Consider the following 12933-nt stretch of genomic DNA (forward strand, 5'->3'; position numbering starts at 1 on the left):
GAACCCAACATGGGCAGCGCCGTCGCCCCTGACCTGCGACGGGCCGCTCGTCGTCAAAAATTCATGTAGGTGGCTGTCAACGGGGCGCGGAGTTACGCAACAAAGTGAACGGTGACTTACTGCATTCGATTCTCTACCCTCACTCGAGTGACACCTTGGACGCAGCCGCTCCGTATCCTGCACCTGTCGGACACCCACCTGTTCGGTGACGACACGCTGCATCACGGCATCGTGGACACCACCGCCGCCCTGCAGCGGGTGCTCGCCCGGGCAGACACTCTCGAAGACCTCGATCTGGTCGTCGTGACCGGCGATCTGGGTGAGGACGGCAGCGTCGGTTCCTACCGCAAGCTCGTCGCCCTGATCGAGCCGTTCGCCGCCCGGCACGGGGCCAGGGCGTTCTATGTGATGGGAAACCATGACGATCGGGCGGCTTTCGAGCAGATCGTCGGACCCCGGGACGGCACCGACGTGGTACGCGGCTTCGGCATCGTGCGGCTCGACAGTTCCGTGCCCGGTTTCGGGTACGGCGAGGTGAACCCCGACAAACTCGACCGGCTGGTCGAATCGCTGATGTTCTCTGAATCCGACCAGGGCACGGTCGTACTGGTGCACCATCCACCGATCCCCGCATTGACCCACCTGCTGGCCTCCCTGGAACTGCAGTACCCGCAGCTGTTGCTCGACATCTGCGCGGCCGGTGGTGTGCGCCTGGTGCTCTGCGGCCACTACCACCACCCGCTCACCACGTTGGCCCGCGGCGTCACCGTCTCGGTCGGTCCCGCAGTCGCCGAGACCTGCGACATCACCGTCCGCCGTGGACGCCACCGCAGTGTCGTGGGATCGGCCTGCGCACTCGTCGAGATCCCCGCTGTCGGACAGGGCGATCCACGGGTCACCGTGATCAACGCCCCGTCCGACCGCGACGGCGAGATCGTCTTCGAGTTCGACGAGGCCCAGGTGGCAGCGATCGCGGCCCAGGCCGGCCCACCGGGCGCGAACGCCGCCTGAGTCAGGACCCTGCGGCCCGCCCTGGCTCGACGCCGGCGGAACTCCCGCACCCCGACCCGAACGCTGGCGGAACATCCCAACGCCGGCAGCACTCCGCCGGCGTTCTGAGGTTGCGCCGGCGTTCCGAGCCAAAGGGGCTGCGCTCCGGATCGCGGTCAGCGCAGCGTACTGTGGCGCTCGGCGCCCATCGCCCGGCGGCTGCGACCGGTGACCGCGCTGAACAGCCAGATGCCGCCGGCGATCAGGCCGACCCAGAACACCGCTCCTACCAGGAACTTGAAGATCAGCCCCAGCAGTCCGAGGGCGATCCAGGCAACCACGACGATGCCGGCGACCTTGAGGATCTTGTCCATCGAGCTCATCTCCTTGATGTCGGCGGCGAGCCAGTCCCGCGCCGATCTGACTCCAGAGTGCTCGGCGGAAGGTGTTGGGGCATCAGGGATCGACCCTGAACTCTCCGCTCGGGGTGGGTCAGGGTCCCGTCACCGCGGGACCAGGGAACCGAACAGGAACTGAAGCCGGCACCGGCCGCGCTGGTGGTCCCGATGGTGGCGGTGACCGGCACCGAGGACCACCCGTAGGTGGAGTTGAACGCACGCAGCTCGAACCGGCCGGTACCGAACAGGCTCAGAAAGGCGCCCGGCACCGTGAAGGACGTCTGCCCGGCCGCGATTGCCGAGCGACGACGCTCTGGAATCCGTACGGGTTCAGGTCACCCGGGGCTACCGACAACGCGACCGAGCGGGTCCAGCGTTCTACGATCCGCCCTACCGGGTGAGATATTCACCCAGGACTGCAGGGGTGGCTGCGACATCCATGTCCGACCCGGCGAACGAGAACCGGACGAAGCGGTGCCCGCGCCGCAGATCGAAGTCGATCCCAGGGGCGATGGCGACCCCGGTGTCGGCCAACAGCCGGCTGACCCAGACTGCACTGTCGTCCGTCAGGTGGGAGACGTCCGCATAGACGTAGAACGCGCCGTCAGGGGGCGCGACGTCCGTGATGCCGACGGAAGCGAGCCCGTCGATCAGGATCCGACGGTTCGCCGCGTACCGCTGCACGTGGGCGTCACACTCAGCGATCGCGTCCAGCGCGCCCAGTGCCGCGATCTGCGAGATCGCCGGTGGACAGATCGAGAGGTTGCCGGCCAACGCATCTACCGCCGTCCGCAGATCCTCCGGCACCAGCAGCCAGCCGATCCGCCAGCCCGTCATCGAGAAGTACTTGGAGAAGGAGTTGACGACGATGCCCGACCGATCGGTCGTCCACGCACACGACTGTTGACGAGTGCCGTAGGTGATGCCGTGGTAGATCTCGTCGGAGATCAGCCGGATCCCCCTGGCCGCGCAGAATGCGGCCAGTGCGGCGACCTCGTCCGGCGCCAACATCGAGCCGGTCGGGTTCGCCGGCGAGGCGATGATGAGGCCGTCGATGCGCTGCCCCTGCGCCAACCGCTGCTCCAGCATCGCGACCGTCGGCTGGTAGCGGGTCTGCGGCCCGCAGGGCAGATCGAGCACCTCGCAGCCCAACGCCTGCAACGTGTTCCGGTAGGCGGGGTAGCCCGGCGAGACCACCGCGACGACGTCGCCGACGTCGAACGCGGACAGGAACGACAGGATGAACCCGGACGACGACCCGGTGGTGACGAACACCGACGCGGGGTCGACCACCAGGTCGTACCGGTCGCGGTACAGCGCGGCGATGCCTTCCCGGAGGGCCGGGATGCCCGGGGTCGGGGTGTAGCCCAGGACCTGGCTCTCGAGCGACTCGTGCACCAGAGCCCTGGCAGCGCTCGGTGCCGGGGTCGACGGTTGACCGGCGGTGAGATCGTAGGTCGCCGCACCGGTCGCCCGACGGGCACTCGCGGCCGCCAGCACCTGCATCACCCGGAACGGGTCGACGGAGCTGCGGGCGCTGGGTCCTCTGCCGACCACGGGTGCGCCGGTCAGCGGGCGGACGAGCGCACCGGTTCGGTCACACCGCTCGGGTCGCCGGGCGCCGGAGTGCTCCCGGACTCGACGACCGCGGGCTGCCCACCCTCGGTCGCAGTGCGCTTCACGCCCAACGGCGAGCGGGGCATCAGGCTGCCGACCGGCTGGGCGCGGTGCAGGGCCTGCTCCTCGTTCAGCGGGATGTACTCGTCCCGTCCGAAGCGCATCTTCTTGGTGTGTTCCAGGGTGTCCTCGATCAACATCCTGTTGGTACGGATGAGGTCGGCGGTGATGCCGATGACGAGCATCAGGATGGCCAGCACGATGCTCACGGCGCCGACGATCACCGACTGCACGTGCTGGCCGGGGTTGGTCTGGAACTGCAGGATCAGGAACCGACCGAGCAGGATGATGCCGAGGGCACCGAAGATCCCGCCGAACAGGGAGAAGATCGCCCACGGCTTGTACATGATGTACGCCCGGATGATGGCACCGGCCGACTTCATCATGTGCTCGCGCATCGACTTGAACAGTCGGGATTCGCGGGTCTTCGGGTTCGTCCGGATCGGGACGCTCACGATCTTCAGCTTCTTGTTGCCCGCCTGGATGATCGTCTCCATGCAGTAGCTGAAGCGGGTGATCGTGTTGAGCAGCATCAGGCTGTCGCGCGAGTAGGCACGGAAGCCGGACGCGGCGTCCGGGAGCTTGGTCCCGGCAGCCATGTTGACGACGTCGCTGCCGAACTTCTGCATCCGCTTCTTGAAGCCGGAGAAGTGCTCGATCTCGGCCGTCTGCCGGTCACCGATGGTGATCTCGGCGCGGCCCTCGAGGATCGGCCGGACCAGCTCCCCGATCATCTCCTGCGGGTACTGGTTGTCGCCATCGGTGTTCACCACGATGTCGGCGCCGAGCTCCAGCGCGCGCTGCACGCCGTCGTGGAAGGACCGGCCCAGGCCGCGGTTGCGGGCGTGCCGGACGAAGTGGGTGACGCCGTGCTCCCTGGCCACCTCGACAGTGCGATCGGACGAACCGTCGTCGATCACCAGGATGATGATGTCGTCGATCCCGTCGATCTGCTTCGGGATGGTGGAGAGCACCATCGGGAGCGTCTCTTCCTCGTTCAGACACGGAATCTGCACGACCAGGCGCACGGGATGACCTTCTTCTTCTCGGGTGACTGCCGACCGGACGGCGCTCATGCTCGTCGCCGAGCCCCTCGCGCACCACTGATCAACAGCGGCGCCAGCGGCCGAACGACGACCATGCACGCTTGCGTTCGCCCGTCAGGATACGCCGGATGCGGACGGATCCCGCTCAGCCGACGACTCAGCGCGGGGTGTGCGTCGCTCCCTGCACAGTGCCCTGCACCTTGCCCTGCTCCGCGGCCATGGCGATGTCCCGGCGGAAGTGGCTGCCTCGCAGCGAGATCGACTCGGCGATCCGGTACGCCGCGGCGCGGGCCGTCGCGAGGTCCGGCCCGTGCGCCGTCGCCGACAGCACCCGACCTCCGGCGCTGACCAATCGGCCGCCGGAATCCCTGGCCGTCCCGGCGTGCAGCACCACGGCATCTTCGGCCGGCGCGGTGACACCGGTGATCTCGTCACCGCTGGTCGGCGTCCCCGGATAGTTCTCCGCGGCGATCACCACGGTCACCGCTGAACCCAGTTTCCACTGCAGCGCAGCGGTTCCCAGCTCACCGATGGCCGAGGAGTACAGCAGCTGCGCCAGCGGTGAGTCGAGCAGTTCCAGTACCACCTGCGTCTCCGGATCCCCGAAGCGGCAGTTGAACTCGATCACCTTCGGTCCCTCGTCGGTGATCACCAGACCCGCGTACAACAGGCCCGCGAACGGGGTTCCCCGGCGGCCCATCTCGGCGAGCACCGGGTCGAGTACGTCCCGCTGCACGGTCTCGACCAGGTCGTCCGCGATCCACGGCAACGGCGCGTAGGCACCCATCCCGCCGGTGTTCGGTCCGGTGTCGCCGTCGCCGACCCGTTTGAAGTCCTGGGCCGGGATCAGCGGAACACAGCGGGATCCGTCGCAGACGGCGAACAATGACACCTCAGGGCCCGCCAGGTACTCCTCCACCAGCGCCGGGTGACCCGCGGCGAGCACGTCGTGGGCGTGCGCCGCGGCGACGGCCCGGTCGATGGTGACGACGACGCCCTTGCCGGCTGCCAGCCCGTCGTCCTTCACGACGTAGGGCGCGCCGAACTCCTCCAGTGCCCGATCGACCGCCTCGGCGGGGACGTCGGCGGCCAGCGAGACGGCGCGGCCGGTGGGCACACCGGCGGCGGCCATCACGTCCTTCGCGAACGCCTTGCTGCCCTCGATCGCCGCGGCAGCCGCGGTCGGCCCGAACGCCGGGATGCCGGCGGACCGCAGGGCATCGACCGCGCCGGCGACCAGCGGAATCTCCGGTCCGATCACCACCAGGTCGACCTCCAGCGACACCGCCAACGCCGTGACGGCGGCCGGGTCGGCGATCGTCAGCGAGTGCGCGGTGGCGAGGTCGTGGGTGCCGGCGTTGCCGGGGGCGATGTGCAGCTCCCGGACTTGAGGATCGCGGGCCAGCCCGCGCAGCAAGGCGTGTTCACGAGCTCCGGAGCCGATGACGAGGATGCGCACCCGACCAGGCTAGGTGGTGGATCCCGCGACCTCCGCAGGACTCCTCCGCGCGTCAAACCCGTGGCGTGTTCGGCAGCGGCGGGCAAAGCTGGGCGGATGCCGATCGAGCTCACGCCGCCGTATCAGGACCTGACCTTCATGACCCCACTGTCGGAGGGGCATGCGGACCGGTTGGTCGCATTCGCCTCCCGTGACACGAACTCGGTGGTGGACGTCGGCTGTGGCTGGGCGGAACTACTGCTCAGGGTGGTCGCCGGGGCACCGGGGGCTCGCGGAGTGGGCATTGATCTGGACCAGACGGCGATCGAGCACGGCCGCTCGACGGCGGCGCTGCGGCACCTGGACTCCCGGGTCGATCTCCGCGTCGGCGACGCCGCAGAGACTCCTGGCGACCGGGTCGATGCGGCGATCTGCATCGGGGCCAGCCAGATCTGGGGGCCACCCGTCGAACAGGCGCAGCCGCTGGACTACCGGGCGGCGTTGCACGCACTGCGGTCGCTGCTGACCCGCGGTGGGCGACTGGTCTACGGCGAGGGAGTGTGGTCGAGGGAGCCCACCCCAGCCGCGACCGCAGCGCTGTCCGGCCGCGCCGACGAGTTCATCGCCCTCCCCGACGTGCTCGACATCGCGGTGTCGGAAGGGTTCCGGCCGGTGCACGTGTTCGAGGCGTCCCAGGACGAGTGGGACGAGTTCGAATCGGGATACTCGGCCTGCTACGCCACCTGGCTGAGCAGGCATCCCTGCGATCATCCGGACGCCGACGCCGTCCGGCAGCGCGCGGACCGGCAACGGCAGGCCTACTTCCGCGGGTACCGGGGTGTTCTCGGCATGGCGTACTTCGGCCTCATCGCCGTCTGAGCCGCCGGATCTGCTCGACTCGCGCAGTCGGCCCGACGTGAAAGGCTGTCGCCATGAACGCCGCGCCCATGAACGCCGCGCCCACGAACCCCGCGCCCACGAACCCCGATGCACCCGACGTCGCCACGGGTGTACCGCTCGAGGTCCACCTCACCACCATCCGGCGAGCCGCCAGATCGTTGGCCGAGCACCTCGGCGTCACCGGTCCCGGCCGGCCGGTGCCCACTTGCCCCGAGTGGACGATGCGCGATCTGGTGCTGCACGCCGGTGAGGTGCACCGCTGGGCACTGCACCATGTGGCCAACGGTTCCGGCGCCGCGGTGAGCATCCCGCCACCAGCAGCGCCGGACGACAAGGACCTGGGTGCCTGGCTGGTCCGCGGCGCCGACCAACTGGTGGACGCGCTGGCGAGGGCCTCCGACGACCTCGATGCGCTGGTGTTCCTCAAGAACGCGCCGGCGCCGCGGTCGTTCTGGGCCCGTCGGCAGGCCCACGAGACGCTGATCCACTCGATCGACGGCCTGAGCGGGCGGTTGGGCCGGATCCCGACGACCAGGGAGGCCGACGTGCCGCCGGCCCTGGCCGTCGACGGTCTCGACGAGCTGTTGACGGGCTTCATCACCCGGTCCCGGTCGCAGCTGCGAGCGCAGGTGCCGCACCGGGTGGTGGTCGCCCCCACCGACGCGAGAGTCGCGTGGACCCTGACGCTCTCGCCCGAACCCCCGGTGGCAGCCCGGTCGGCAACCCCCGACGACCGCTCCACCCTGATCACCGGGACCGCAGCGTCGCTGTACCTCGGGCTGTGGAACCGCGGCGACGAGGTGGCGGTGACCGGCGAACCCGAACTGCTGGGCATCTGGCGGGACAAGGTCCGGGTCTCGTGGGCCTGAGATCCGTGGGTACGAAGGAGACGTCATGAGCACCGAGGCACGCGCAGTGGCCTGGATCGGTGGCTACCCCGAAGACAGCGGGACCGGGCAGCAAGGCATACGCCTGCTGACGGCCGACGAGGCAGGGGAGGCCGCCGAGACCCGCTGGGTCGGCGCCGCGGAGTCGCCGTCCTGGCTGGCCCGCCACCACAGCGCTGCGGTGCTGTACGCAGCGCAGGAATCGGCCGGCACGCTCGCCGCTTTCCGGATCGTCGGCACGACGCTCACCCCGTTCGATGAGATCCCGGCCGGCGAGGCCGTCTGTCACCTGCTCGTCGGGCCGGATCTCCTGATCGCCTGCTGTTACGGCGACGGCGACGTGGTGCGGGTGGAGCTGCACGACGACGGTTCGTTCGGTGAGCGCAGCCTGGCCGTCCCGTCGATCGACCCCCATGCGCCGGAGGGCGACCGGCAGTCCCGGGCGCACTGTGCGGCGCCGTTGGGCGACGGGCACATCGTGGTGTCCGACCTGGGACATGACCAGCTCCGGTTCTTCGACACCGCCGACATCCTGCAGCAGATCGGCACGGTCGTCCTACCGATGGGCAGCGGTCCCCGCCACCTGTGGGTGCACAGCACGTCGAAGGTCTCGGTGATCACCGAGTACAGCTGCCAGGTGATCACGGTGGAGCGGATCAACGAAGGCCCGTGGCGGATCCTCTCGACCGTCTCACTGCTGGTGGGTGACGTCCCGGCAGACGCCGCCGGCGCCGAGCTGACCGGTTCGAGCGACGGCGCGGTGCTCTACGCCGGAGTGCGCGGTCCCGATCTGATCGTCACCCTGGACGCGACCGCGACCACCGTGCTCGGCCGGACACCCAGCGGCGCCCGGTGGCCGCGTCACCATCGGCAGCTGGGCGACCGGCTGCTGGTGGCGAACCAGGAGTCCGACGAGATCAGCGTGCTGCAGATCGATCCGGCCACCGACCTTCCCGGCGGGGTCGTCGGACGCATCTCGACGCCGGCACCGGCACACATCCTGGCGATCGACGCCCCGTGAGCGGCACACAGTGAGCGGTACTCCGGGGACGCACCGCCGGCGCGGGTGACGGATCCGGCGCGGGTGACGGATCCGATGGATCCCGCCGCGGTGGTCGGCGCGGCATCCGACCTGCTCGGGCAGCAGCTGCGGCTCGAGCGCGTGCCGGCGGGTGGGCAGCACGCGACGACCGTCGTCGTCACCGACGGTGCGGACCGGCTGGTCGTCAGGCGCTTCCCGCCCTCCGACACCGCCGTGGCACGTGAGGTCGCGGTGTTGCCGCGGCTCGTCCGGGATGGAGGCGGATCACAACGGCAGTACTGCGGACGCGGCTCGACTCGTGGAACGACCCGCTCTGAGGCGCTGTGCGGACGGTCGCGACCCGCGTTCCGCGCCCACTCGCACAGAGCCGAAGGAGTCGGCGTCGTGCTGCTCGAGGCCGGAGCTCACCACGGTGATCGGGGCCGACCGACGCCGCGCGAACCGATGCGGAATGCTGGGACGCATGAGGAATCCTGCATCGCCCTTGCGTGTCGTCGTCTGGGGCGAGAACCACCACGAGACCACCGAGCACGACCGTGAGGGCATGGCTGAGCGATACCCGACAGGGATGCACGGTGCCATCGCCGAGGGCCTGACGGAGCTGCTGGGCGACACCGTCCGGGTGCGCACCGCCACCCAGGACCAGCCCGAGCACGGTCTCACCGAAGAGGTGCTCGCCGAGACGGACGTGCTGACCTGGTGGGGCCACATCACCCACGAGGACGTGTCGGACGAGGTCGTCGAGCGGGTCCACCAGCGGGTGCTCGGCGGGATGGGCCTGCTGGTGCTGCACTCGGCGCACTTCGCCAAGATCTTCAAGCGACTGATGGGCACCACCTGCTCGCTGCAATGGCGTTCCGCTGACGATGCCGAACTGGTCTGGACGGTCGCTCCCGACCATCCGATCGCCGCTGGTGTCCCGCACCCGCTGGTGATCCCGCAGCAGGAGATGTACGGCGAGTACTTCGACATCCCGCAGCCCGACGAGCAGGTGTTCCTCTCGAGCTTCACCGGCGGTGAGGTGTTCCGCTCCGGCTGCACGTGGCGTCGCGGCAAGGGCCGGATCTTCTACTTCTCCCCCGGCGACCAGGCCTTCCCCGTCTACCACCACCCCGACATCCGCCGGGTGCTCGCCAACGCGGTCGGCTGGGCAGCGCCGGATGCGGCCTCCGACCGCACCGTCCCAGCCGTCGTCGACAGGGCAGAGCCGTGGTTCGGCCCGCACGGCAGGAACATCTGATGAGGATGAGCGCCACCACCCCGCTGCGCGCGGGCGTCATCGGCCTGGGTTGGGCCGGTCAGCAGCACATGCAGGGCTACCTGGAGGCAGCGAACGCGGAGCTGGTGGCGATCTGCGGTCAGGAGGGCGATGTCGCGGCCAGGCTTGCCGGACAGTTCGGCGTCGAACAGACCTACCGCGAAGTGAGCGACCTGTTGCGGGATGCGCAGCTCGACGTGGTCTCCATCGCGACGCCAACGTCGCTGCATGCCCCGATGGCGATCGCCGCCCTGGATGCGGGCGTGCACGTGCTGTCGGAGAAACCGATCGCGGAGAACGCGGCCACCGCCGCCATGATGGTCGCGGCCGCCCGCCGCAATGACCGGGTCCTCGAGGTCTCCTACAACCACCGGCGACGCGGCGTCGTCACCGCCCTCAAGCAGGCCATCGACGACGGCATGCTGGGCAAGATCTACTACGCCAAGGCCGGCTGGGTGCGTCGGCAGGGCATCCCTGGCCTGGGCACCTGGTTCACCCGCAAGGACAGCGCCGGTGGCGGCCCGTTCATGGACATCGGCGTGCACATGGTCGACATGGCGCTGCACCTGCTCGGTGAGCCGGGCGTCTCCGCCGTCAGCGCCAACACCTACGCCGAGTTCGGTCCGCGCGGGCTGGGCGGATCCACCGGCTACCGCGGCACGTCTGCGGGTACCACCGACTACGAGGTCGAGGACCTGGCGACCGCGTTCTGCCGACTCGACGACGGCGGCACGCTCGTCGTCGAGGCCAGCTGGGCCCAGTGGGTGCCGCACGATCTGTGCTTCGTCGATCTGTACGGGTCCGAGGCGGGGGCGCACCTGCAGTGGGGCTCCCCCACCTCGGGCGACGGCGGCGAGTTGGTGATCATGACCGACGTCCAGGGCCGGCCGGCGGAGATCCGCCCGCAGATCCCCGCGAACGGTGGCCACAGCGCCTGCGTCGCCGAGTTCTGCGACCTCGTCCTCTCGGGTGACCGGCAGGGCGTCGACGGTTCGCTCTCGCTGACCCGGGCCGGGCTGATCGACGCCGCCTACGCATCCGCGGCGCAGCAGCGCGAGGTGCTCACGACCCAGCCGGAGATCGGCTGACTTCCGATCGACCTCACGTACCACCCGTGACCGAGCCACCCTCCGCCGGTGACCGCCCCTCCGTCCCGCATGCCAGAAGGTCAGCCGCATGCCAGCTGGTCAGTTCCGGGCCATACCGGGGCCGAATGTGACCATCGAGCATGCGGCGGACCGCCGCATGCGGCACGACGAGGAGTCACGGGCCGAAGAGCTCGGCGCGCCCCAAGTGCAGGCCGAACGCAGACCGGTGCCCGATGACAGATGTCACGGGCGCCGGTCCTGTTGTCATGGTTCACTCGGCTCGAGTCGATCTCCCCGGAGGTCGTCAATCGAATCAGGGAGACCTCATGGGTGAACATCTTCGTAGTGCCCTCCTCGGCGGCTTCGCCGCCGGGTTCATCTTCATGTTCATCTCGAACCTGACGGGGATGGGCCCGACCACCGCGGCGCTGGTGGGGCTCGCCTTCGTGGTGGTGGGGGCCCTGGTCACCGGCGTGATCGCCGGGATGATCCACAAGTCCCACACCGGGCGCACCTGATCCAGCTCGGCAACTCAGTCGAGGTGCCGGAACTCTCGCCAGGCCGCCGGGAAACCGCCGATCGGGTTGCGGCACAGGGCGATCGGCTGGTCCTGTTCCTCGTTGTCGGCGTCAACCCCGTTGTCGAGCACGGCGACGGTGCGGCAGGATTCGAACACCGTGCCGGCGGTCCGGACCTGCTCACCGACCACCACGGCGACCGTCACCGACGCGGGCACGGCGGATTGATCGGCCAGCGCATTGTGGCCGGACAGGATGGGCGGCAACGCAGATGCCGGCCCGAACCGGTCGAGGGCGCCCGCCTCGCCGTAGTTGGTTGCGATGATCACCGCCCCGGCGCGATCCGCCGGCGACAGGCTGTCGATGACGGAACGGATCTGGGCGACATAGGTCGGCCAGCCGATCTGGTCGCCGACGGTCTGGTTGATGTCGAGCACGGGCGTCGATCCCACCACCGAGAGCGGTAGTACCGGCAGCGAGATGACCGAGCAGACAACGACATCGAGGGCGACGGCCGTCGTCACCAGCACGCGCCGGACGCGACCCCGTCCCCGGTGGATCCAGTCGGCGGTCGGCACCGCACCGATCGCGAACACCACGGCCAGCAGCCCGAGCGGATAGTAGACCTGCGCGCCGCCGATCACCGTCAACGCCACCACGACGAGCAGCGCCACGACGAGGCTCCGCAGCGGGCGCCAGTCCGGGCGCCGGGCCAAAGCGACCAGCCCCGCCACCCAGATCGGCACCATCGGCGGACCGATCAGCAGCGCCAGGAACGGGACCGCCTGCACCCGGACGTCGCTGCCGTTGTTCCCCGAGAGTGCCGCTCCCATCGCGAGTTGCGGCCAGTCGTGGGTGGCCTGATAGATCAGGTTCGGCAGTGCGATCAGCACTGCGAGACCGGCCGCGCTCCACGGCCACGGCGACCTGAACACCCGGCGCGGACCCCATGCCGCCAGACCCATCAGCAGCGCGATCACCAGGTACGCGATCAGCAGCTTGTTGTAGGTGGACAGTCCGATCAGGACGCCGGCCGGGATCCACCAGCGGGCGTCCTCCCGCCGCAGTGCCCGGATGACGAACAGCGCCACCAGCGGCCAGACCAGCAGGTCGACGGAGGCCGTCAGCATGACGTGACCCATGGTCAGCGGGAGCGCACCGAATGCGTAGCCCCACGCCGAGATCATCTGCGCTGCAGCACTTCCGCCGACCTCGCGGGTGATCGCCGCGATCACCAGCACCGAGCCGGCCAGGAACAGCGTCGCCGGGATCCGGACCGCCCAGGCTTCGTCGGCCACCAGCGAGGTCATCGTCCGCACCAGCCAGGGCGTGAGCGGCGGCTGGTCCAGGTAGTTCCACGCCGGGGTGAGCATCCGGAAGTACAACTCGTCGCGGTGGAATCCGTACCTGGACGACAACACCGTCAGCAGCACGGCGACGGTCAGCACGGCAGACCACGCCGGGAGGCGGGCGAACGGTGGACGGGTCGCCGCAGGGTGGTGGGGATCGGTGTCGGCAGGTGCCGCGCTGGTCACGTCTGATGACGCTACCGCCGTCGGGAACGATCCGGGAGGTTCGACGAGATCCCCGATGGCCGACCGCATCACCTACGCTCGGCAGAGTGCACCCACCGGCTGGGTTGAGCGGGCGAACCAGGTTGTTCCCGATCATCGGCGACCCGATCGGCCAGG

General features: G+C 69.5%; 12 protein-coding genes. 7 read left to right on the plus strand and 5 right to left on the minus strand.

All coding sequences use genetic code 11. From position 1 onward, the window contains the following. The first annotated feature begins 147 nt into the window (after nucleotides 1-147). On the plus strand, nucleotides 148-1011 hold the full coding sequence (locus ABLG96_RS19170) for a metallophosphoesterase (RefSeq protein ID WP_353648911.1): 864 nt from the start codon (nucleotides 148-150) through the stop codon (nucleotides 1009-1011). 155 nt (nucleotides 1012-1166) lie between these two features. Here the strand turns inward: ABLG96_RS19170 and ABLG96_RS19175 are convergent, their stop codons facing one another. The 4 genes from ABLG96_RS19175 to purD form a co-directional block, all read right to left on the minus strand. Then, on the minus strand, nucleotides 1167-1364 hold the full coding sequence (locus ABLG96_RS19175; RefSeq protein WP_353648912.1) for a hypothetical protein: 198 nt from the start codon (nucleotides 1362-1364) through the stop codon (nucleotides 1167-1169). Between the two features lie 414 nt (nucleotides 1365-1778). Beyond that, entirely contained in the window at nucleotides 1779-2945 is a 1167-nt protein-coding gene (locus ABLG96_RS19180; protein ID WP_353648913.1) for an aminotransferase class I/II-fold pyridoxal phosphate-dependent enzyme, read from the minus strand. Nucleotides 2946-2956: 11 nt separating this feature from the next. Further along, nucleotides 2957-4093, minus strand: coding sequence for a glycosyltransferase (locus ABLG96_RS19185; RefSeq protein WP_353648914.1), 1137 nt, complete (start codon nucleotides 4091-4093; stop codon nucleotides 2957-2959). Nucleotides 4094-4268: 175 nt separating this feature from the next. Continuing rightward, the gene (gene purD, locus ABLG96_RS19190; protein WP_353648915.1) at nucleotides 4269-5570 is read right to left on the minus strand and encodes a phosphoribosylamine--glycine ligase; all 1302 of its coding nucleotides are present in this window, start codon (nucleotides 5568-5570) and stop codon (nucleotides 4269-4271) included. A gap of 96 nt (nucleotides 5571-5666) precedes the next feature. On the opposite strand from purD, the gene ABLG96_RS19195 reads away from it, so the two are divergent. The 6 genes from ABLG96_RS19195 (at nucleotide 5667) to ABLG96_RS19220 (ending at nucleotide 11242) form a co-directional block, all read left to right on the plus strand. After that, complete coding sequence (locus ABLG96_RS19195; protein WP_353648916.1) at nucleotides 5667-6428, plus strand: class I SAM-dependent methyltransferase; 762 nt, start codon at nucleotides 5667-5669, stop codon at nucleotides 6426-6428. Between the two features lie 53 nt (nucleotides 6429-6481). Then, entirely contained in the window at nucleotides 6482-7318 is an 837-nt protein-coding gene (locus ABLG96_RS19200) for a maleylpyruvate isomerase family mycothiol-dependent enzyme (RefSeq protein WP_353648917.1), read from the plus strand. A 25-nt stretch (nucleotides 7319-7343) separates the two neighbouring features. Continuing rightward, the gene (locus ABLG96_RS19205) at nucleotides 7344-8357 is read left to right on the plus strand and encodes a beta-propeller fold lactonase family protein (RefSeq protein WP_353648918.1); all 1014 of its coding nucleotides are present in this window, start codon (nucleotides 7344-7346) and stop codon (nucleotides 8355-8357) included. Nucleotides 8358-8841: 484 nt separating this feature from the next. Further along, nucleotides 8842-9618 carry a ThuA domain-containing protein gene (locus ABLG96_RS19210; protein ID WP_353648919.1) on the plus strand — a complete coding sequence of 259 codons (777 nt, stop codon included), beginning with the start codon at nucleotides 8842-8844 and terminating at the stop codon, nucleotides 9616-9618. 5 nt (nucleotides 9619-9623) lie between these two features. After that, nucleotides 9624-10724, plus strand: a complete 1101-nt coding sequence (locus ABLG96_RS19215; protein WP_353648920.1) for a Gfo/Idh/MocA family oxidoreductase — start codon at nucleotides 9624-9626, stop codon at nucleotides 10722-10724. Between the two features lie 326 nt (nucleotides 10725-11050). Next, nucleotides 11051-11242: a hypothetical protein gene (locus tag ABLG96_RS19220; RefSeq protein ID WP_353648921.1), complete on the plus strand. Its 192-nt coding sequence runs from the start codon at nucleotides 11051-11053 to the stop codon at nucleotides 11240-11242. A 14-nt stretch (nucleotides 11243-11256) separates the two neighbouring features. Here the strand turns inward: ABLG96_RS19220 and ABLG96_RS19225 are convergent, their stop codons facing one another. Next, nucleotides 11257-12777 (minus strand): glycosyltransferase family 39 protein, encoded by a 1521-nt coding sequence (locus ABLG96_RS19225; RefSeq protein ID WP_353648922.1) that lies wholly within the window; start codon nucleotides 12775-12777, stop codon nucleotides 11257-11259. Between the last annotated feature and the right edge of the window lie 156 nt (nucleotides 12778-12933).

It is taken from the genome of Nakamurella sp. A5-74, from assembly GCF_040438885.1.
In the GTDB taxonomy this organism is placed as follows: Bacteria; Actinomycetota; Actinomycetes; order Mycobacteriales; family Nakamurellaceae; genus Nakamurella.

Bases quoted from the DNA above. Each gene is read 5' to 3' on its own strand.
- ABLG96_RS19175 (WP_353648912.1), bottom strand. From the start codon at position 1,364: ATGGACAAGATCCTCAAGGTCGCCGGCATCGTCGTGGTTGCCTGGATC.
- ABLG96_RS19195 (WP_353648916.1), top strand. From the start codon at position 5,667: ATGCCGATCGAGCTCACGCCGCCGTATCAGGACCTGACCTTCATGACC.
- ABLG96_RS19200 (WP_353648917.1), top strand. From the start codon at position 6,482: ATGAACGCCGCGCCCATGAACGCCGCGCCCACGAACCCCGCGCCCACG.
- ABLG96_RS19205 (WP_353648918.1), top strand. From the start codon at position 7,344: ATGAGCACCGAGGCACGCGCAGTGGCCTGGATCGGTGGCTACCCCGAA.
- ABLG96_RS19210 (WP_353648919.1), top strand. From the start codon at position 8,842: ATGAGGAATCCTGCATCGCCCTTGCGTGTCGTCGTCTGGGGCGAGAAC.
- ABLG96_RS19215 (WP_353648920.1), top strand. From the start codon at position 9,624: ATGAGCGCCACCACCCCGCTGCGCGCGGGCGTCATCGGCCTGGGTTGG.
- ABLG96_RS19220 (WP_353648921.1), top strand. From the start codon at position 11,051: ATGGGTGAACATCTTCGTAGTGCCCTCCTCGGCGGCTTCGCCGCCGGG.